This is a genomic window from Acinetobacter rongchengensis, assembly GCF_003611475.1.
GTDB lineage: Bacteria > Pseudomonadota > Gammaproteobacteria > Pseudomonadales > Moraxellaceae > Acinetobacter > Acinetobacter rongchengensis.
The window spans coordinates 27,543-47,981 of the sequence record NZ_RAXT01000009.1 but is presented as its reverse complement, the minus strand read 5'-3'; the positions used below and the strand labels follow the sequence as shown (position 1 = coordinate 47,981).

Sequence of the window (20,439 nt, the reverse complement as noted above, 5' to 3'; positions counted from 1 at the left end):
TTTAATTTACTTCACTTCACTTCAAAATGATGCTTTTCAGTGACCATTTTAATTTGAATATCTTTGTAAAATCTGAGCATTGGATCATCTTGATCTTTCTTTAACGCATTGACAAACTTATCTTCATGCATCAATTTGGAAAATGTTTTGTAGCCTATTTCTAATAATTGAGGTTTTTGTCCAGATTCTAGAAATTCATCAATTCGTTTATTCACCTTTTTAACACTAATATCCATCTGCTTAACTCTCTAGACATAATAACTTTGATCTAGGTATAACATCTTTTTATGACAATTTAGTTTAAACCAATAAATTGCTGTAATTTACTGTCGCCTCTGAATATCTACCGTTGATTTTTTAGCCAATTTATTGATAATCATCAATTTTCTAAAACTAATGTCTGCTGATTACCTGGTTGAGTATATCGATCGATAAATTGAATGGTTTTATCAAAAGTCTTCCGACTGGCTTTATTGATCATGAAAAATTGATATTCATGGACCAACCATTCTCTTGAATTTGGATAAAACACTGCGTCTACAGGAATCTTTTTTTCTTGTAATGCTTTTACAAAAGGCATTGACTGCGTATCCGTTAAAAAATCTTTATTACCACCACTAATAAATACTGGCGGATATTGCAATGTAAGATGTTGAGCTGGTGAAATCAGTTTTAGGTATTCAGTATTGTCCTTTTGATTGCCTGTATAAGCTTGAACCAATGTATTCACTCCCCATTCGATCAGTTTAATTTCATCAGGTGCAGTATTTACAAAAGTATTCATATCATAAATTCCACAATGCAAGATTAGCCCTTTCAACTGCGATGCCTGAATTTTGGGTGAAAATTCGGATTGCTTTGCAAATGTTGGATTGCTCAGTAAAGCTGCATAATGACTCGCCAAATTGGCTCCAGCAGAGTCTCCTGCTAAAAATAATTGATTTGAATCAATATGATATTCTTTCGAATTTTGACTAATAAACGCTAAGGCATTATTAATTTGATGAAGTTGCGTCGGATAAACAGCTTCTGGTGCGAAGGTATATTGTACCGAAACAACATGATAACCTTGTGCTGCCAGTAATTTGAAATATCCTCTTGCCTTATCTTTTGCACCAGAGACCCAACCGCCACCATGAATCCAAACAACTGTTGGTCGTTTTCCTAATTGTTGTATATCTTGTCTTTGATAAATATCCAAACTCAGTTGAGGTTCTTTTTGATAACTTATATTTGTCTTAACCTGTACATTCTCAGGCGCATAATAATCCAACAAAATACGCTGAAAATGCGTTGATGTATCAAATGCTGTTGCAATCACTTTGCTGTTGGTTTGCACATTTTGGCAACCTGAAAGTAAAAATATGAAAAAATAAAAACTTAGAAAATGGGGTAATCGCATTTTTACCTCTAATCATTAAAATAAGATGCGACAAAATTTAAAAATGCATCTACAAATAGATCCAATCAAACTCATTTCTTTGAACTTAATTTTTGAATCTGAAATCTTCAATCAAAACCATAAACACCAGCTTAATTGATGATAAAAGCATGCTGTTTGGCACGAATGTACATGCATGTAAATTATTTTTCAACTTTATGATACATTTCACTTAGTTACATTTTAAATCATCAATTTTAAAATTTACCTTGTTGTTTTCAAATCTAAGCAGTTGATTATTAAAATTATTTAAAAATAAACGCTTTTATCCTGCCTACTCACACCTGTAATTTAAACGCAGTCTTTGTTTGTCTTGCTAAAACCCAAGCGAGATACAAACCGACGACAACCATTAAAACCAAAAGTAAATAGAAAGGTAAATGAATTGCATAGCGATATAATAAAGTGCTGAATAATGGCGCCAAAATTAAACCAAGTGCTTGAGTTGCAGTACATAAGCTTGCCATTTTAACCTGTGCGTCTTGACTAACAGATTGCGCAGCACCTGCGGTGAATGCAGGAAGTAAACATGCAACGCCGACGCCATATAGTAAATAACTCGCTTGGAAATAAATCATTTGACTGGCACTTAAAGACAATAATATTCCCGCAATCATTGCTGTCATACCCACTCCAATCAAAGCTTTTAGACTGAATTTGAGCACTTTCACAATCATGATTTGTGTCAAAACCAAACTAAAACCCACAATCAACATACACTGGGAAAAATAGCTCGCACTCTGTTGTGTACTCAGTTGAAAACGGTCTTGAATATAAAAGCCTGCGGTCATATTTAAAGTCACGATGGCCACATAAGTACTAAAACCAAGGATTAACCATGGTAAAGCAGGCTTGATTGAAAACCCTGTTGATTCAGATTTTGAGCTTGTCCGTTGTATTGAATCTCTAGGCGTACTGACATCTTTTTGAAAGAAAGCGGTCAGTAGAATACTCAATATAAACAATAGAATGACTGCAAACCACATCGATAATAAAATCCCCCCCATTAACAATACAGACGTTATAAATGGTCCAATGATCATCCCCAAACTATTCATTGCCCCGTACATTGCCATTTTCTGACTTCGTTGTTCAGTATCGATAACATGTTGCATCACATAGCTTTGTAAACCAATTTGTGGCATTGCCATAAATGCCCCTGTTGCGGCACGGCTGAGTACAAGTAGTAGAAAAATTGCCACAGGTACTAAACTTTGATGAATTCCCAAATAAAGAATGAGTGTGAAAATCGCCCATGTTATGGTCATGCCCCAAAAACCATAGTTCATGAGTTGATATGGCGTTTGAATATTTTTATTCTTGGCGATCAATATCGATGCGATTGCCATACACATCGCCCCAGCAGAGACAATCATTCCACCTTGAAATTCAGTCAGATGCAATTGTCGGATTAACGGTGCAAGTAGCGGCAAAATCATGGAGAAGCAAGTACCATTCGCCAAAGTCGCCCAAGCCAATAATTTAAAATTTCTTTGCATAATGAATATCATAAAAAAGAAAAGGCATCTAAAAAGATGAATACTGATTAGTTAAGCGTAATTTAGTGATTACTCATTTAAGAACCTCCCCTAACCCTGAGCCATATATGGCTCAAGGAAAAGAGGGGGAACTGTTGAGAATCTAAAATAATTTTAGATTCCTTGCGGAGCATGCTCCGCAAGGGGGAAGATTAAAAAAGGCTTAACTGACCGTCATTAACCTAAAAACATGCCTTATGATGGGATTAGTATTTAACGGTATAGCTCAAACCATAAGTTCGACCTTGCGCAGGCAAGCTAGACATTGCGCCATAGACTGCTTCTGCTGCTTGGCTAAACACAGTTTTGTAATCTGTGTTCCAAACGTTATACACTCCAAAACCAACCGTACCAGGCCCTGCTTTTGCATTAGCAATAACATCCATAATGGCATAACCTTTGATTTTGGTCGCAGCATTCGGTCTAACATTGTTATCGTATTTAGCAACAAGTGAATCTTCATAAGCTTTATCAGAGCCTTTTATCGCAAGCATTTGAACACGTAAGCCATTACCTTTTTCGTCCTGCCATTCACCGAATACTGTGCCTTTCATTGGTGAAACTTGTAATGCATTGAGTTCTCTCCAACTGCCTGCCGCATCTTTAAATTGACCGCGCGTATAGGAAAGTGTTCCACCAATATTGAATTGTTCAAATATCGGCATACTTGCATTTGCTTCTATGCCATAAACTCTTTGGTCTGTATCAGCGACCGTAACTGAGCGATCTGCTTTAAATTGAACAACTTTATCGGAGGTATTATAAAAAGTGGTTAAACCTAAATTAACATCATGCTCATTTTGCATTCTCCAACCCAATTCATAGTTATTGACTGTAATTGGATCTACATTTTCAGAACGCACGAGATAGCCTGCTGAAACATCACGTAATACACGTTGAATATCAGGTAAGCTAAAACCTTGTGAGAAGTTAGCAAAAACTTGTTGTTGATCATTTAATTTATAAACTGCACCTAAATTAAATAAAGTTTTATCATGTTTTACTGAACCTGCTTCTACTGCATTCACTGGCTGACCAGTAATATCACCTTGAATAGCGGCAACGGTTGGTTTGAATGAACTTGTATCACTGTCGATACGCTGATAACGAATACCTGCTTGTACATTCAATGCGTCTGTCAAATCATAATCACCTTGTACAAATGCGCCTAGATTTTTAATGGTTGCATCTGGACCAAAATCGTAACTGCGTCCTGTATTGTCATACTTCAATCCATTATTGCTAAAGCGATAAAGATCTGTGGTCTGTTGATCTTTTTCATGATCATAATCAATACCATAGGTCAGTGCTAAAGCACGATCGACTAAATTGAGTTTTGAAGTCATCACCGCACGAATACCTGCAACATCTATATCAGACTCAGACTGATAAGCTAAGTAATAACCTGCTGGAATAAAATTACGAAGTATGGTCGGATAGAATCTTGCTTTTTCATTACGATAATAAGTTTCAACGTTCAGCTCTTGCCCAAACAAATCGGTATTTTGATATTGTGCATTGACTGCATAACGCTTAGTAAAAGGTTGTTCATCTAATTCAAATCCCTTTACTGCTTTTAAACTTGGTGGATTTCCTCTCAAAACTGCAAGGTTTGTACCATAATCAGGGCCATATTCTGTATCTTGTTGATCGTCATAATATTGAGCGCCAAAACTTAACTTTTGTTTATCTGTGAATTGCCAGCTTAAACGACCATTCACATCGACTGTTTCTGTGTCTTGACGATCTGTCTGTGCAATTTCAGGTCCAATACGATCACCATGACTGTCCTGAATTTCCCCACGTTTGGTATAACCTGCACCTAAGAAAGCATTCCAATCGCCTTGATTAAATGCGAGTGATTGATAAGCTTCATAAGCAAGTGCATCAGTTTTGAAATTATTACCCGACGTCACACCGACTTTTGATTCAAAAGCTAAGCCATCGCCAGTACCTTTTTTAGTAATAATATTGATAATACCGCCCGTTGCACCCGAACCATAAATACTACTTGCACCTGATACTACTTCAATTTTTTCAATTGAATCTGGACTAATACTATTCAACTGACGGGCAGCATCGCGTGAACCTGTTTGTGCCACGCCATCAATTAAAACCAAAACCTGACGTCCACGCATGGTTTGACCATAGTTGGTGGTTGTACCACTACTTGGACTCAATGAAGGAACCAATTGAGCCAAAATATCAGCAAGCTTTCTTCCCGCTGCGGCCTGTTGCTCAATTTGTTTTTGCTCAATCGATTGTACTGTTCCTGCGATTTCAGCAATACTTTGAGCTGAACGAGTTGCAGTGACAACGATTGGGCTAAGCTGCGTTTGTTGACTTTCTGCAACCGCTTGTGTCGATGAATCTGTTTCAACAGTTTGAGCATAAAGTTGTGTGCTTATGGCCAAGCTCAATAATGTGAATGATGTCGAAAGTGCAATAACTTTCATAAATTACCCCTAGGTGAAATGTTGCGTTTGTTTTGATTTGTGAATTAACAATTGACTAAGTAAGACACTCAGTACAGATGCCACAGCAAGAATGAGATAGAAATTTCCATAGCCAAATGCTTTGGCTAAAAAGCCTGACATTGCCCCACCAATGAAATAAACCAGCAGCTCAAAACAGACTAAAATCGTAAAATCTGTCCCTGCTTGCTCTTTAGAACTGGTTTGCATGAAGTACGCGTATAAAGCCGTCATTGCCACATAACGGATGGCTAAAATAACAATGACAAATATGCCAAGTAACATGTGCCATTGGTCAAACCAACTCAGTAGGACAGCAGTTCCAAGTAAGGCATAAATCAAAGTTCGTGCCCAACCTGCCCAAATCAATAATTGAGTCGCTGCTAATTTTTTTAATAAAAATGCTGCGGATACTGCTGCCAATAAACCGACACCCGCCCCGACCACAGACATGAGTACACCTATTTGTGCCAATGACCAGTTTTGATCAATTAACATCGGATTGAGCATTGCCATGGCAGGCGCTTCGACCACGCGGTAACAGACAATCAAAGCCAAAGCCCATAACATTTCAGGACGTTTAAACGCTCGGATCAGGCTCGGTACTTGCTTGGCAATTTTTTCTGTATTCGGTCTTTCTTTAATTTTGAAAATCGCCAACATGGTGAATGCAGTCATTGCGGCTAAAGCAATCAGTGCCGTTTGCCAACCATAGAGTTGATACAACCATAAAGTGCCAGCCCCACCCACCATACTGCCCAAAGCAACCCCAATACTTTGTGCCATACTGCCAAGGCGATATTCAGACTCGGAAAATGTTTCGACGGTATAACCATCAATCGCAATATCTTGGGTTGCCGCAAAAGTTGAAATCCATAAGCCCACAATCACAAAGACGGTTAATCCATAGTCAAATTGGGTTAAAGCCAAAGCAACCACGCCCAAGACCAATGCAATCTGAGTGAATAACAGCCAAGTTTTACGTTTACCCAATGCTTTCACATAAAAACGATCAAGTAATGGTGCCCAAAAAAACTTAAATGCCCATGGGATATACAGCAGCGATAACATCCCAATCCAACGCAAATCCACACCTTGATGGCGTAGAATCGTAGGTAAAGCCACATTGTAAAAATATAATGGCAAAGCATGAGCAAGGTACAACACCACTACAACCGATAGGCTCAGCGTAGATATTGTTTTGATTGGAAAAAGATTGTCACGATTCAATAGTTGATTCATAACCACCTCTGCACAGCCCATTGCACAGCGTCAGCTTGGTTCAAGCTAACGAAATAAGGCACATGCCACGCTTTATGCAGTGCTGGCGTATCTAAACGAATCCGATCTGCTTCATCTTGAGCAATACGTGCAAATCCCAAACAATATTGATAAAAATCAGATTTATATTGCTTATACCATTTCGCTTGAATTGCTCGATATTCTTCAGGAAATTCGGTATCCAGCTCAGTTTGCATAATCAGCACAAAATTTCTTTTTTGCTCGAAATATTGTTGAATATGCGCCAACCATTGTTCAAATTCTGCCACCGAGACTTGCGCGGCAAAGCGCATGTCTAAGATGTGCATTTCATTGATAAATAAACTCATGTAACACTCAGGACTTTGGCTGGCTGATCTGCGAGCTGTTGTTGTAATTGCTGTGAAGCTAAGAGAGATTGACCAAACTTGTGATAAAAAGTGTCTCTAAAGCAGTAGTACAACATGGCGGTTTTTTCAGCCATTGGAATTAAACGCTGGCTTTCGTAGCACATCTCTTCGACCACTGCCGCATAAGGCTTAACCGTATGGTCGGGTTCACCCACAATTTTTTTGGCTTGAGAATGTTCAAAAATATAGAAACTGAGTAAGCGAATAGTTGGGCGTAAAAAGCCTTTACCAAACACAGATTTGTCACCAAACAGCAAATGCCAACCGAGATCATGATCATCACCTTGGTAATAACGACCTAAACGATCACGTTTACCTTCATAGATTTCGGTATAACCCACATCTTTACCATCGATTCCAACAATCAATAAACGCTGATGGTCATCTGCAAGCATCTTGTCAAAGTAAACCTGTAACTCAAGTTCAGATTTATTCAATTGCCATTGTGGAATGACATGTGGTTCATGCATCCACTGATGTAATAACGGAATATCTTGTGGATATTGCACTTGTCTTAAATAATATTGCGTCCCATTCTCATGGTATTCATAGTAATCAGGGAGTTGCTGAGAGATTGTGTTCATATCAGACCTGTATGATTTAAAAATTTATTAATTAAAAGAACTTAGCTCGCTTTGGATTTAGCTTGTTGAGTTGCCCATTCCGCCAATGTCACGGGGCTGACAGGATTTGCAATTGGATCGAGGAAAACAGGAACAGGACGTTCTGCTTCATCGTTATAACTTGTGGTAAATAGACGCACACGGTTCAAACAAATCTTGGTGTACCTTGGTCGTAACATGGCAAATTTTTCAGCACGTTCAGCCAATTCAGGATGCTGTTGGTTAAACGCAACAATAGCGTTGGAAATGGTTTTCCAGAAATCGAGTTCTGAATATTCAGGATAATCTTGTAAGAACACATTACAGATATAGCGGTAATGCACCATGAATAGACCTGTGAAAATGAAATGACTTAAGTCTGTGGCTTCATGACGTAATAACAAATCAGCTTCAGAAGGCAATTGCGCCAACTCAGGGAAATCTTCATCCACCAAATTGATGTCATCAATAAAGTCTTTTAAGACCAATGCTTTTGGTACACCATTTTCATGCACCAACATGGTGTTTTCGCCATGTGGTGAGAATGCCAAACCGTAACGATACAAACAGAGTAATAACGGACTGAGACAGATTTGGGCAAATTGCGCTAACCACGTCAAAGGACTTAAACCTGATGCTTGAATCAGTACATTGAGGATAGATTGACCTGAAATATCTCGGTGCAATAATGCAGCTTGAGAGAGTACTTGCTGTGATGGAGCTACATAGCGATCAACACTTTCACGCCACAAGCACCCAAAGAGTTCTTTAAATTGATAAGGCGCACCATCAATTTGGTCAAAACACGGTTGATGAATGGTCAATGTCGCCACTTCACCCAAGAAAATCACACCAGTTTTTTGTAAGTCTTGATCTTGCTGATGAATTTGTTTTAACCACGTAGTGACTGCAGGCGCTGCAAGATTACGTTTTGAAGGCAATCCACGATAAACAGCGGTGTTAAAAATACTGACAGGTAGTTTAATGTAATGACGTTGTGTATTGGATGTATTGCACAATGTACGAATAGACTGCATCGGTACATAGCTGTCTTGGCTAATGTTTAGCTCAATGATTTTTTGATCGACAATTTCGTTGGCATAGGTTGCAACCAGCCATTGATGCCATTGCCAAGCATACACAGGAATCAAAAAGTAATTTTGAGGGTCGAGATTTTTTTCTTTTAGAACATAAATGAATTGTTCAAGTTCATTTGCATCAAACTCATACTGATACAAAGCACAAGCATCCCATTGTTCAGTGCTGCGATATTCCGCTAAATCTCGATGTACCGCTAACCACAATACTTTGACTTCAGGTGAGAGTTCAGGTGCAGCGCTTAAATAGTCATCATAACCAAAGCCCATACGTCCCTTACTCATGATCAGCCAAGGGTGACCACGTAACATGCCTTCAACTTTATAATGCGATTCAGTCAATACCGCCGTACTTGGCAAACGCGTTTCATTAAATAAATGCGCTTCTGCTAGCCAAGTATTATTCATTTCTTTAATTAAATATGCTTTGGTAAATGGCTTAACATCAGTGCTGTCTGACATCGCCACAATAAACTCATGTAAATTCCATGTGGGCTGATCACTCTGCTGACCATTGCTTACATCACGTACCGAACCTTCCTGAATATTCCAATGCCCAAGTCGATATTGATGACCTTGAAATTCGTAATGACGATTGCCAAGATCGAGCCGATAATGTCCTGTTGATAAGGCTTTCACTTGAATAATTTCTTCATAGAGAAACTCTGCTATCGCCATTTCAATCAGACGTTGCCCAGCGGCACGCCATTGCTGCTGATTAATTTTCAGAGTTGCAAAGTTCATATCAATTTCTCATAAGTTGGATGCACAGTGACCGTTTGTGTACGAATACTTGCACCACGACTGGTTGAATGTGTTGTTGAATGCGCTGTTCCAGTGTTCTGTTGTGTGTTTTTAATATCTGCATGCTTCAAAGTAGAAAGATTTTTACTTATCTTCTGTTTACAAGAACATTGTTCTGAATCTGTATCGTGATTAGCCAAACAGATTTTAGGGTTTTGAGTGAGGTTAAAATTTTGGAAAGTCTGTGCCTGTTGTCCAAGATCATAAATCTGACGCTCAGCCAATTGATTGATAATCGTCGCTGCACGATAAGCACCAAGCCCTAAATCAGGCGTACCGACCCCGTGACTATGCATTTCTTGATTTTGAACAAAAATATGACCATTCAAATGATGTACAACCCGATAGTCCTCGGTAATTTGCCAACGTTGTTTATGATCAAATTCAATATAAGGTTTCAGCAACTGCATAAAACCAAAGTCAGGTGTAAAATAACCTGTTGCTGCTACTAAAAAATCACAATCGAGATGGAAGCTTTGCGCCGTGGCACGATGCTGAAAATGTAATCGGATCTTTTGCGTATCCAATATTTCGGCATTTTGTAAATCACATTGGCTATGCAAATGTGTTTGCAGGCTTTGCCCTGCGATACTGCGATGATAAAGTTTTTGATAGATTTCACGGATGGTTTTTGCACTGATTCCCTTGTACAACAAAGCTTGCTGCTGCAATTGCTGTTGTTTTTTCTCGGCAGGCAAATCATAAAAATGCTGTGCATAGTCAGGACTAAAGTGTTCCAATCCCAAAGGTGCATATTCCATCGGGAAAAAACCTTGAGAACGGGTAAACCAATGTAAATCGAATAAATGATTTGCCGTATTCTGTTGTTCATCAAACAGATCAATAAAGATTTCAGCAGCCGACTGCCCTGAACCAATCACCACCACATCGCCGTGTAAATCAGTATCAGCATGGGTCATATATTGCGCTGAATGCAGACATTTTTGTGGTAGCTGTTGCTGAACTTTTGCTAAACATTCAGGCAAATAAGGCACATTACCGCTTCCAATCAGCAAATGACGGCATAAATAACTTTGCTGAATCCCTTGTGATTCCACATGTACTTTAAAACCAACACTTTGAGGTTCAATCATCAAAACACGAGATTGATATTCGATGCAGTCGAGCTGTTCTGCAACCCATTGGCAATAATGGTTATATTCACAACGTGGAATATGGGGTTGCTCTAAGAAGTAAAATTTATATAAACGTTGCTGATGACGCAGATAATTCAGAAAACTGAATGGACTGGTTGGATCAACCATCGACACCAAATCCGCCATAAAGGGTACTTGTAATACCGTATTCGGTAATTGCATTCCTGCATGCCAATCGAATTGCGCTTTTTGCTCGAAAAATGCATAGTTCAATGCAGTTTTATTGTGTAGCAGACTGGCAAGGCTTAAATTAAATGGTCCTAGACCAATGCCAATAAAATCAAGCATAACTGACATCCTTCTGTGAAATACGCAGTGGATTCGGCAGTTGTACATAAACCGATTGATTTTCGACGGGTGCGATCAGTTCATCTAACTCATGTAAACGAGTCAGTAAATTACCCTTATAAGGTAAAGTTGGATTGAACAATAAGCCCTGCAATAATGTGCTATCAGGATATTGCTGTAATTGTACTTGTAAGAAAGTTTTTGAATGTTCAAGCAATTCATCTTCAGTGATATAGCCTGTTGCACCAATCGCATTGATCATGCCAAACAAGGTATTTCCAAAGAAATAATAACTAAAACGTTCATCCACAAAATCTTTTGGACCTACAGCAAAAGCCTTTTCTTTCAGCTCAGGTAAGGCTTGCAGAATTTCCGTGGCAAATTCTTCAATGTAATAGAAACCTTGGTTATCACGTAGCCACAAGGTTTTTGGAAAATGATTCTCTAATTCCAACAGTACATTCTGTTGATGAGATTCAAAAGCCATACCATAACGATGGTAGACATACATCAAAGGTTGCAAACTAACTTCAAGGAAACGATTAAACCAATCCAAAGCGATGTCTGAAAAATCAGTTTCAGAGTTTGTCTTGGCGATTTTTGCAAATAAAGCATTAAAGCGATTTAGAGATTTGCTCGGATGATCCTGACATAAAGAAGCAATACAAGTGACTTGTTGCTGCGGATGGAATGGCTGATCTCTGAAAATACAGATACTTTCATTGACCATGTCATCATCAATTTTTAATGCAATCCAAGCGGGATCATTCACCGCTTTCAAACTTGGGCATTGCTTTAAAATATTTTGACCCAATTCACTGTGCCATAAACGATGCGTCAGTTCACCACGGTGACACTCTTTGGCTAAATTGACGCGAATAGAATTGGTGATCATCACTGAAAGTGACGGTTTCACCATCCAAGGTGCATTAAAACTGGCAAGTGTTCGAATCGAAGTCGTTGGCGAAAATTGCCAGCCACGCAAACCTAAATCAATCAATTGCCCTATTTGTTTTAAACGCTCAAACCACGACTTACTTTGTAAATATCGTGCTTGCCAAGGATGTAAAGGCAGTAATTTATATTCAGTATGAGTTTTGAGTAAATTGAGATCATGTTCAGATAAATACCACTGTAAAGCAGCTTTGAGTTGAGTTGAAATACTTTCATCAGTGGCGCTACATTCAGAAATATAGTCTTGATGAACCAACCAATAATGCAGTTGTGTCTTGCCTTTATGTTCAGGTGAAAATTTTAACCAATCTTCATGTACAAAACCTGCTCTGCTTTTTGGCGCAGGATGCATGCTATGCCCCAGTATCAAAGCTTGTTCAGTTTCAATAAAACTCTGACCAACTTTAACGAGATCATCAAAATCATCTTCACGTTGTACTAAAAATTGTTGTAATGCATCCCGACTTTGAATCCATTTTTCAAGCAAGGAAGCAGCATCTAATGGAATCGAAGAATCAAGAACCAGTTCTTCAAGCAGGAGACCTATAACTGTAATAGGGCTTAAAGTCTTGATTTGTCCGTGAATAATCACCTGCGGGAGATCTGCTAAACGGTGACGCCCTACTCGACTGACATAGGATAAAGGGAAATAGCATTGCGCTTGAATTGCGTAGATCGGAATGGATAACAGCGTCAAACCTTGGCTAAACGCATGTTGTTGAGAACTTTGTTGCTCATCCTGAAGCAGATAACCTTTGCCAGTTTCCTGCGTGTAAGCATTTATGAAATGTTGCATCGCCAACCGATTGGCTAGTTGTTGCATCTTACGAGTCCTCTTCACAAAAGAGTAAAATAAGCCTGTTCCATCAAAGTTATAAATTGATTAAATTCAAACCCTTGGGCAGTCGCTTTAAATTTATTTATGTTTCTTGATCGAAGATTATAAAATCTAAGAATATTGATAATAATAATTATTATCATTTAATAATTCAATAGTAATCTAAAAAAAGGTTTTTAAAGTACATTTAAGACATTGAATTAAAAAATTTTATTTTTATTGATATGCAAAATGATGCCAAACCTACTCAATTTAACTTTTCATTTAATTAAGCAAATATTAATTTGAAATAAGTTCTGGGTATTAAACTTTATAAATGAATAACTTATATATTTTTAACCAGAAAAGCTCATGCAATTAATCATCGACAATATCAGCAAAAACTGCGCCTAACACCTTCGCCAAATCATTTGGATGTAGCCCGACATCGAGCCCTCTTTTTCCACCACTGATATACATTTTTGTCAGTTCTAACGCTTGATTAGAAATCGCCGTTTTTAAGCGCTTCTTCTGTCCGAGTGGACTAATACCACCAACCAAATAACCTGTTAAACGTTCTGCATCTTTTGGTTCTGCCATATGCAATTTTTTACACCCAAAAGCATTGGCGGCTTTTTTTAAGTTAAGTTGATGATTTACAGGTAAAACAGTAACAAAATAATTTTTATCATCCGTTACCAACAGTGTTTTAAATACTTCATTTACTTGTAATCCAAGCTTCTCTGCTGCTTCAAACCAAAGCTTTTGGCATTGGTGTCATGTTGATATTCATGTATTGAAAATTCGATTTTATTTGATTTCAAAACTTTGCAAGCAGGTGTCATTTGAATCTAGGATATAAAGTATTTAGAGAGATCAGTATAAGCGTTTTAAAATAAAATTTAAATTTGCTTAGGCTATTTATAGCACTTGATAAATCATCAGTAATCTGCTTAAAATCTCAACAATTACGAATATTTATTAAAACGATGCCTTCTATTTATCAATTAAAACCAGCATTTCAGAACTTATTGCGTCCCTTTGTGCAAAGATTATTCAAATTGGGAATCACAGCGAATCAAGTCACGATATTAGCAATGCTGATTTCAATTTGCTTAGGCTATTTTCTATATCAACATTATTTAACGCATTCTATTTCTTGGCTGTTGTTATTATTCCCCTTGTGGATGCTGATTCGTATGGCATTCAATGCCATTGATGGCATGTTGGCACGTGAGTTTAAACAACAGTCTAATTTGGGCGCTTTTTATAATGAATTGTGTGACATTATTTCCGATACAGCACTCTATCTTTGTTTTATGGCTTTTGGCTTTATAAATGCAAAACTGTTGTTACTCATCGTTTTTCTTGCCCTTCTAAGCGAATATACAGGTGTTATGGCGCCACTTATTGGTCAAGAACGTCGTTATGATGGCCCGATGGGGAAAAGTGATCGTGCTTTTTGGTTTGGTTTAATTGCTGTTATTATTGTGATATTTCCCCTAATCAGTACAAATTTGCAACTTCTCAGTTGGATGTGTAATGGCATACTGATTCTAATTGGCCTGCTCCTTGCGCTCACCATTTATAACCGAATTAAAAATAGTTTAAAGACAGTGTCGTAATTTTATTATTCAGGGTAAAACAGATGTATAACAATACTCAACAAACCTTTACCAGTCATGATGGAACTGCATTGTTTTATCAACATTGGGCAACTGATACACCATCGGAAACAAAAAAAGCCATCATTCTATTTCATCGTGGACATGAACATTCTGGGCGTATGGCACATTTAGTCAACGAGCTCAATTTACCTGATTTTGATTTCTTCGCTTGGGATGCACGTGGTCATGGAGATTCACCTGGTGAGCGTGGTGATGCACCCAGTTTTTCTGCATGTGTTAAAGACATTCAATCGTTCGTACAACATATTGAACAACAATATGCAATTTCATCGGAAAATATCGCTGTCGTTGCGCAAAGTGTTGGTGCTGTTTTAGCTGCAACTTGGGTGCATGATTATGCACCTAAAATTCGTGCACTTTGCCTAGCCTCTCCTGCTTTTGATATTAAATTGTATGTGCCTTTTGCTGAACCAAGCTTAAGAGTGATGGCTAAACTACGTGGTAATTTCTTTATACAAAGCTATGTTAAAGCCAATATGCTCACGCATGATCAACAGCGTGCACAGAGTTATGATACCGACCCGAAAATTGCCAAAGCGATTTCGGTCAGAATGTTGTTGGGACTATACGATGCTTCGAAACGTATTGTCGCAGATGCACAAAATATCTTTGTTCCAACACAGGTTTTATGTTCAGGCTCAGATTTCGTGGTCTTCCAAAAACCACAAAAACAGTTTTATCAAAAACTACCGCATCCTAAAAAAGAATTTCATATACTCGATGGCTTCTTTCACGATACTTTGGGCGAAAAAGACCGTCATATTGCGACTGAGAAAATTCGTCGCTTTATTCAGCAATGTTTTGCTGTTGAATATCAAGCACCTGATCTTTTAAATGCCGATAAAATTGGTTCAAGTTGTGCGATTGCAGAAGATTTAAGTGCTCCATTGCCAGCAAAATCCATCAAGAATGTATTTTGGGAAATGACTAAAAAGAATTTGAAAATAGGCAGTCATTTATCTAAAGGCTTAAAAATTGGCGAAGATACTGGCTATGACTCAGGTAGCACACTAGATTTTGTCTATCGCAACCAAACTGAAAGTAGCAATCCAATTGGAAAAATTATAGATCGACAATATCTCAATGCGATTGGTTGGCGTGGCATCCGTATTCGTAAACAGAATATTGAACATCTCGTACAGAAATACGCTGACATTCTCATCAAAAAACGTAAACCACTTAGAATCATGGATATTGCTTCGGGACATGGTCGTTATATTCTTGATGCTGTTACACAACTATCAAAGCGTCCGGACTCGATTTTACTGCGTGATTATAGTGATATTAATGTCCAAGCTGGGCAACAAATGATTGCTGAACGTGGTTTAACTGATATCGCTGAATTTGTTCAAGCAGATGCCTTTGATACTCAATCTCTTGCATCCGTCAAACCCAAACAATCTTTGGCTGTGGTTTCTGGTTTATATGAATTGTTTAGTGATAATGATCTACTTCGTCAATCACTGGAAGGTTTAAGTAAAGCCATTCTCAAAGATGGATATTTGATCTATACAGGCCAAATTTGGCACCCTCAGCAAGAATTTATTGCACGTGCATTAACCTCACATCGTGAAGGTGATGCATGGGTCATGCGTCTACGTTCTCAGGCAGAAATGGACGCACTCGTTGAAGCGGCAGGCTTTAAAAAAGTAGATCAATGTATTGATGAGTTTGGAATTTTTACAGTTTCCGTCGCTCAAAAGCTTTAAAAGCATTGACGACATGATCCTTCTTTGAATCATGTCGTCTATTTATAACTTTACAATAATAATCTATGGATGTTTTATGCAAATACTGAATAAAGAAACAGGCACTTGGAAATGGGGAATCCTTTGTTTAATTTTCCTTGCACCCTTTTTCTTTCTCACTTATGGATTTGCAAATAACTATGCATCGCAGCTGCTGAATGTGCCTAGTATTGTCTATGACTGGGAAAAACACATTCCGCTTTGGGCATGGAGCATTGTGCCTTATTGGTCAATTGATCTTTTTTATGGATTGTCTTTATTGTTATGTTGGAATAAATTCGAGCTGAAACAGCATGCGCTTAGGTTATTTACAGCGCAACTGATTTCGATTAGTTGCTTTCTACTATTCCCACTTAAATTTAGTTTTGAACGACCTCCATTAGACGGGTTTTTTGGTCTATGGTTTGATGTATTGATGGGTTTTGATAAACCTTTTAATCAGGCTCCTTCTCTACATATCGTTTTATTGGTCATTCTTTGGGACTTCTTCCATAGACATAGCCCAGGTCGATGGAAATATCTTGTCGATTTTTGGTCACTCTTAATAGGAATCTCTGTACTCACGACATGGCAACACCATTTTATCGATATTCCAACAGGTCTATTGGCAGGTGCATTCTGTCTATGGCTATTTCCAATCACTGCAAAATCACCCTTTAAAAAAGATGGTTTGCAAATTTTAACGCCAAAGCATTTAAAATTAGGCAGTTACTACCTTTGCGGTACAGTGCTTTGTCTTATCTTGGCATATGGGCTCAAACCTTGGGGATTATGGTTACTTTATCCAGCGATCAGCTTATTTGGCGTAGCATTAAGTTATGCTTTGGTTCGACCACATTTTTTCCAAAAACAAGCAGATGGTAATCTGAGCATCGCAGCAAAAATGTTATTTGCGCCCTACCTAATATTTGCATGGTTGAATAGTCGAATATGGACAAAAAAACATCCTGAAGATTCCCAAATTTTTAAATTCGAAAATACAACCATTTTTTTAGGTCGTATCCCAACACGATCTACAACTGAAAAATATCAAGCCGTATTTGATTGTGTTGCAGAGTTACCCGTGTATGCTAAAAGTTCATATTTTCAATACACCAGTTTAGACTTAATCCCCTTACAAGCAGATCAACTTCAACAAGCTGTTGAATCTTTCAACCAGTTGATTGATACAACTTCAGCACAGCACTCGCAACAAAATATATTAATTTTCTGTGCCTTAGGTTATTCAAGAAGTAGCGCTATTTTATGCGCTTGGCTGTTACAAAAACAGCATGCAGCACATGTGAATGATGCCATTCAAATGGTTCAATCCGCTCGACCGTGGGTTAAGCTTAACGAAGTACAAATCAAAAACTTAAATACTTATCAATTAAAATTGAAAGGATTAGCCCCATGAAAATGAACTTTTATGTGGTGGCAAAGCTTTTGTCTGCGACCCATGGTTTGCTCATTTCAGGCTATGTCGCTTTTATATTATCGATTATGGCGATATTACTTAAAGGCTGGCAATCTCTTGAATTTTGGATATTTATTATTCTAAGCTTCAGCCTTATGATGATTCACCATTACTTGTCACTCAGGCTGAAATTTGATAGCGAGCTGATTGAAATTATTGCACGACAATCTGATACTGTATCAATCGAAAATTTAACGCAACAGTTCGATCAATCATTAATGCAATTCAAACTCATGCCTGAATCGAAAGCTGGTCGTGATTGGTCTTTACGCTTTAAAGGCTGTTTTGGTTTATTTAAACTGCAAATTACTTTACTGTTCATACAATATTTTGTTTTAATTACCTTAATTTATAAGTTATTGACACAATAAACCTTTTTCTTGAAGCCACAAAGCCTCTTGAAATTATTGCTAAAATTGGTTTATAGAATGAATAAAACACCGATGCAACATGACAAAAACAGCACATTAGCTCAACCGCAACACAATTTTGCATCGAGTTCACTTGCACGATTAATTGCTTTTTTTACACGTCGTGGCGCACGTTTACTCACTGGCACACGTAGTTTATGGATCGGTTGTCAACCTGTGCCAAAACAGCGAATTTATTATGCAAACCATAATAGTCATATCGATTTTATTTTGCTGTGGTCATCTTTGCCTAAAATCATGCGTCGAAAAACCAAGCCTGTGGCCGCTTCCGATTATTGGCTTAAAGATGGATTTCGACAATTCCTCATTCAAGATACGTTTAATGGCGTAACGATTCGGCGCAATCAACAAGATAATACTGACCCTTTGCAACCTGTGAAAGATGCGCTTGAGCAGGGTTATTCTATTATCTTTTTCCCTGAAGGTACGCGTAATCTGAATGATGATATAGATTTATTACCATTCAAAAGTGGACTGTATAATTTACACAAACAATTCCCTGAAATTGAAATTGTTCCTGTTTGGATTTCAAATTTAAGACGTGTCATGCCCAAAGGTGCATTTATTCCACTGCCATTACTTTCGACAGTATGTTTTGGATGCCCTTTAGAGCAACATTTGGAAATGGATAAAACAAGCTTTATTGATTATGCGCAAAAACAATTATTAGAATTAAAAGAGGTTGAAAATCAATGATGTTAAATAATCTTGATAAAACCTATCTCTTATTTACTATTTTTGCAGGAATTTTAGTTTTTGCATCTACTGTTGGTTTTATTCTTAAACAAAAAGCAGGCGCTCAACCATCCTCGGTTATCGATAATTTAAATGCACGAATCAATGCATGGTGGGTCATGCTTATCGTGATTGCTGCTGCGATTTTACTGGGAAAAACAGCATTTATTGTGTTATTTGGGATTATTTCTCTGTTTGCCCTACGCGAGTTTATTAGCTTACTACCAACTCGACGTGGCGATTATTTTCCATTACTTATCGCATTCTATTTTGTTATTCCCTATCAATATTATTTAATTTATACCGACTGGTACGGTCTTTATTCAATTTTTATTCCACTGTATGTTTTTTTATTGATTCCAATTGCTAGTTTAAAACAAGAAGATACAACTCATTTTCTAGAACGCAGTTCAAAAATTCAATGGGGGCTCATGGTCAGTGTATTCTGTATCTCACATGTTCCAGCTTTGTTGAATTTGAAGTTACCTGAATTTAAAGGTGAACCGATTTGGCTAGCCATCTGGTTAATCATGGTGGTTCAAGTCTCCGATGTGTTACAGTATGTTTGTGGAAAATTATTTGGAAAACATAAAGTTGCTCCTATTTTATCCCCCTCAAAAACTGTAGAAGGTCTACTCGGTGGTATTCTCTTAGCAACGGCTTTGGGTACTGCAATGGCATGGTTAACGCCTTTTAGTTATGTCCAAGCGGCTGGTATTGGATTGGTGGTTTGTATCTTTGGATTCTTTGGCGGTCTGGTAATGTCTGCAATTAAACGTGATCGTGGAGTTAAGGATTGGGGGCAACTGATTCATGGGCATGGTGGAATGTTAGATCGTATTGATTCTATTTGTTTTTCTGCACCCATTTTCTTTCATATCCTAAGATATTGGTGGAGTTAATCGACTCATAGATAGGAAAAAATAAATGAAAATCCAAAGAGTTGTGACTTTTTTAAGCCTAGCTTTCGCCTTGCAAGGCTGTAGTTTATTCAATAATAGCCCTTGTAATGATGAACAAGTGACTGATTCGGTTAAAAAACTTTATGCCAATCAGATCAATATCAATCCGCTTTCCAAAATTGATCAGTTAAGAGCACGCTTAACACAAAGTTCTACACCTGTTCAGGGAGATTCCCAATCTATAGTGGGTATCGAGCTAAAACAGATTAAACAACTAAATATTGAAAAATTAAAATCTGAAAATACCCAAGAATCACAAGCAGTTCTCGATATCATTCATGACCGTTTCGAAGATGCGCAATACATTTGCAAAGCTACGATCAAACAAGAGATTAATACATCAAAATTAACAGAAATTGCTCAACAAATGAGTCCCGAAAATTCAAAATTAATTCAAAAAAATAAGCTGAATATTCCGATTGTTTATGCAATTTATACTCCAAATGGCAAAAAACCATATGAAGTGCAATATAGTCCTGAAAACGCATTACATTTAATGCTTGCGATTATGTTAAAAAAAGCCAATTAACAACTGCCAAATTTATAGCATGATGAATGTAATGAAAACAAAAATTGA

At 37.7% G+C, this 20,439-nt stretch carries 17 protein-coding genes and 1 pseudogene; 7 read left to right on the top strand and 11 right to left on the bottom strand.

Features of this window, described 5'->3' with window-relative positions; all coding sequences use genetic code 11:
• Positions 1-11: 11 nt before the first annotated feature.
• The 11 genes and pseudogenes from D7V20_RS06860 to ybaK form a co-directional block, all read right to left on the bottom strand.
• Positions 12-236 (bottom strand): hypothetical protein, encoded by a 225-nt coding sequence (locus D7V20_RS06860; protein ID WP_120383569.1) that lies wholly within the window; start codon positions 234-236, stop codon positions 12-14.
• A gap of 143 nt (positions 237-379) precedes the next feature.
• Entirely contained in the window at positions 380-1,402 is a 1,023-nt protein-coding gene (locus D7V20_RS06855) for an alpha/beta hydrolase (protein ID WP_120383568.1), read from the bottom strand.
• 317 nt (positions 1,403-1,719) lie between these two features.
• Entirely contained in the window at positions 1,720-2,940 is a 1,221-nt protein-coding gene (locus D7V20_RS06850) for an MFS transporter (protein ID WP_120383567.1), read from the bottom strand.
• A gap of 245 nt (positions 2,941-3,185) precedes the next feature.
• On the bottom strand, positions 3,186-5,435 hold the full coding sequence (locus D7V20_RS06845) for a TonB-dependent receptor (protein ID WP_120383566.1): 2,250 nt from the start codon (positions 5,433-5,435) through the stop codon (positions 3,186-3,188).
• A gap of 9 nt (positions 5,436-5,444) precedes the next feature.
• The gene (locus D7V20_RS06840) at positions 5,445-6,695 is read right to left on the bottom strand and encodes an MFS transporter (RefSeq protein WP_120383565.1); all 1,251 of its coding nucleotides are present in this window, start codon (positions 6,693-6,695) and stop codon (positions 5,445-5,447) included.
• Positions 6,692-7,063, bottom strand: a complete 372-nt coding sequence (locus tag D7V20_RS06835) for a hypothetical protein (RefSeq protein WP_120383564.1) — start codon at positions 7,061-7,063, stop codon at positions 6,692-6,694. The genes D7V20_RS06840 and D7V20_RS06835 overlap by 4 nt, the downstream gene beginning before the upstream one ends.
• Entirely contained in the window at positions 7,060-7,707 is a 648-nt protein-coding gene (locus D7V20_RS06830; protein ID WP_120383563.1) for a GNAT family N-acetyltransferase, read from the bottom strand. Before D7V20_RS06830 ends, D7V20_RS06835 begins: the two co-directional genes overlap by 4 nt.
• A 41-nt stretch (positions 7,708-7,748) precedes the next feature.
• Positions 7,749-9,566 (bottom strand): IucA/IucC family protein, encoded by a 1,818-nt coding sequence (locus D7V20_RS06825; RefSeq protein WP_120383562.1) that lies wholly within the window; start codon positions 9,564-9,566, stop codon positions 7,749-7,751.
• Positions 9,563-11,071, bottom strand: coding sequence for a lysine N(6)-hydroxylase/L-ornithine N(5)-oxygenase family protein (locus tag D7V20_RS06820; protein WP_120383561.1), 1,509 nt, complete (start codon positions 11,069-11,071; stop codon positions 9,563-9,565). The genes D7V20_RS06825 and D7V20_RS06820 overlap by 4 nt, the downstream gene beginning before the upstream one ends.
• On the bottom strand, positions 11,064-12,848 hold the full coding sequence (locus tag D7V20_RS06815; RefSeq protein WP_120383560.1) for an IucA/IucC family protein: 1,785 nt from the start codon (positions 12,846-12,848) through the stop codon (positions 11,064-11,066). The genes D7V20_RS06820 and D7V20_RS06815 overlap by 8 nt, the downstream gene beginning before the upstream one ends.
• Positions 12,849-13,220: 372 nt before the next feature.
• Positions 13,221-13,687 (bottom strand): annotated as a pseudogene (ybaK, locus tag D7V20_RS06810) (Cys-tRNA(Pro) deacylase).
• A 144-nt stretch (positions 13,688-13,831) separates the two neighbouring features.
• Here ybaK and D7V20_RS06805 point away from each other — a divergent pair.
• From D7V20_RS06805 to D7V20_RS06775, 7 genes are all read left to right on the top strand, one after another.
• On the top strand, positions 13,832-14,467 hold the full coding sequence (locus D7V20_RS06805; protein WP_120383559.1) for a CDP-alcohol phosphatidyltransferase family protein: 636 nt from the start codon (positions 13,832-13,834) through the stop codon (positions 14,465-14,467).
• Positions 14,468-14,490: 23 nt separating this feature from the next.
• Positions 14,491-16,239: a bifunctional alpha/beta hydrolase/class I SAM-dependent methyltransferase gene (locus tag D7V20_RS06800; protein ID WP_120383558.1), complete on the top strand. Its 1,749-nt coding sequence runs from the start codon at positions 14,491-14,493 to the stop codon at positions 16,237-16,239.
• Between the two features lie 76 nt (positions 16,240-16,315).
• A complete protein-coding gene (locus tag D7V20_RS06795; protein WP_120383557.1) occupies positions 16,316-17,674 on the top strand; it encodes a phosphatase PAP2/dual specificity phosphatase family protein in 1,359 nt (452 codons plus the stop codon).
• Positions 17,671-18,105 carry a hypothetical protein gene (locus tag D7V20_RS06790; RefSeq protein WP_120383556.1) on the top strand — a complete coding sequence of 145 codons (435 nt, stop codon included), beginning with the start codon at positions 17,671-17,673 and terminating at the stop codon, positions 18,103-18,105. Before D7V20_RS06795 ends, D7V20_RS06790 begins: the two co-directional genes overlap by 4 nt.
• A gap of 72 nt (positions 18,106-18,177) precedes the next feature.
• On the top strand, positions 18,178-18,861 hold the full coding sequence (locus D7V20_RS06785) for a lysophospholipid acyltransferase family protein (RefSeq protein ID WP_407923934.1): 684 nt from the start codon (positions 18,178-18,180) through the stop codon (positions 18,859-18,861).
• A complete protein-coding gene (locus D7V20_RS06780) occupies positions 18,858-19,802 on the top strand; it encodes a phosphatidate cytidylyltransferase (protein WP_120383554.1) in 945 nt (314 codons plus the stop codon). The genes D7V20_RS06785 and D7V20_RS06780 overlap by 4 nt, the downstream gene beginning before the upstream one ends.
• A 25-nt stretch (positions 19,803-19,827) precedes the next feature.
• Positions 19,828-20,391, top strand: coding sequence for a hypothetical protein (locus tag D7V20_RS06775; RefSeq protein WP_120383553.1), 564 nt, complete (start codon positions 19,828-19,830; stop codon positions 20,389-20,391).
• Positions 20,392-20,439: the final 48 nt, after the last annotated feature.

Bases quoted from the DNA above. Each gene is read 5' to 3' on its own strand.
- D7V20_RS06860 (WP_120383569.1), bottom strand. From the start codon at position 236: ATGGATATTAGTGTTAAAAAGGTGAATAAACGAATTGATGAATTTCTA.
- D7V20_RS06855 (WP_120383568.1), bottom strand. From the start codon at position 1,402: ATGCGATTACCCCATTTTCTAAGTTTTTATTTTTTCATATTTTTACTT.
- D7V20_RS06850 (WP_120383567.1), bottom strand. From the start codon at position 2,940: ATGCAAAGAAATTTTAAATTATTGGCTTGGGCGACTTTGGCGAATGGT.
- D7V20_RS06845 (WP_120383566.1), bottom strand. From the start codon at position 5,435: ATGAAAGTTATTGCACTTTCGACATCATTCACATTATTGAGCTTGGCC.
- D7V20_RS06840 (WP_120383565.1), bottom strand. From the start codon at position 6,695: ATGAATCAACTATTGAATCGTGACAATCTTTTTCCAATCAAAACAATA.
- D7V20_RS06835 (WP_120383564.1), bottom strand. From the start codon at position 7,063: ATGAGTTTATTTATCAATGAAATGCACATCTTAGACATGCGCTTTGCC.
- D7V20_RS06830 (WP_120383563.1), bottom strand. From the start codon at position 7,707: ATGAACACAATCTCTCAGCAACTCCCTGATTACTATGAATACCATGAG.
- D7V20_RS06825 (WP_120383562.1), bottom strand. From the start codon at position 9,566: ATGAACTTTGCAACTCTGAAAATTAATCAGCAGCAATGGCGTGCCGCT.
- D7V20_RS06820 (WP_120383561.1), bottom strand. From the start codon at position 11,071: ATGCTTGATTTTATTGGCATTGGTCTAGGACCATTTAATTTAAGCCTT.
- D7V20_RS06815 (WP_120383560.1), bottom strand. From the start codon at position 12,848: ATGCAACAACTAGCCAATCGGTTGGCGATGCAACATTTCATAAATGCT.
- D7V20_RS06805 (WP_120383559.1), top strand. From the start codon at position 13,832: ATGCCTTCTATTTATCAATTAAAACCAGCATTTCAGAACTTATTGCGT.
- D7V20_RS06800 (WP_120383558.1), top strand. From the start codon at position 14,491: ATGTATAACAATACTCAACAAACCTTTACCAGTCATGATGGAACTGCA.
- D7V20_RS06795 (WP_120383557.1), top strand. From the start codon at position 16,316: ATGCAAATACTGAATAAAGAAACAGGCACTTGGAAATGGGGAATCCTT.
- D7V20_RS06790 (WP_120383556.1), top strand. From the start codon at position 17,671: ATGAAAATGAACTTTTATGTGGTGGCAAAGCTTTTGTCTGCGACCCAT.
- D7V20_RS06785 (WP_407923934.1), top strand. From the start codon at position 18,178: ATGCAACATGACAAAAACAGCACATTAGCTCAACCGCAACACAATTTT.
- D7V20_RS06780 (WP_120383554.1), top strand. From the start codon at position 18,858: ATGATGTTAAATAATCTTGATAAAACCTATCTCTTATTTACTATTTTT.
- D7V20_RS06775 (WP_120383553.1), top strand. From the start codon at position 19,828: ATGAAAATCCAAAGAGTTGTGACTTTTTTAAGCCTAGCTTTCGCCTTG.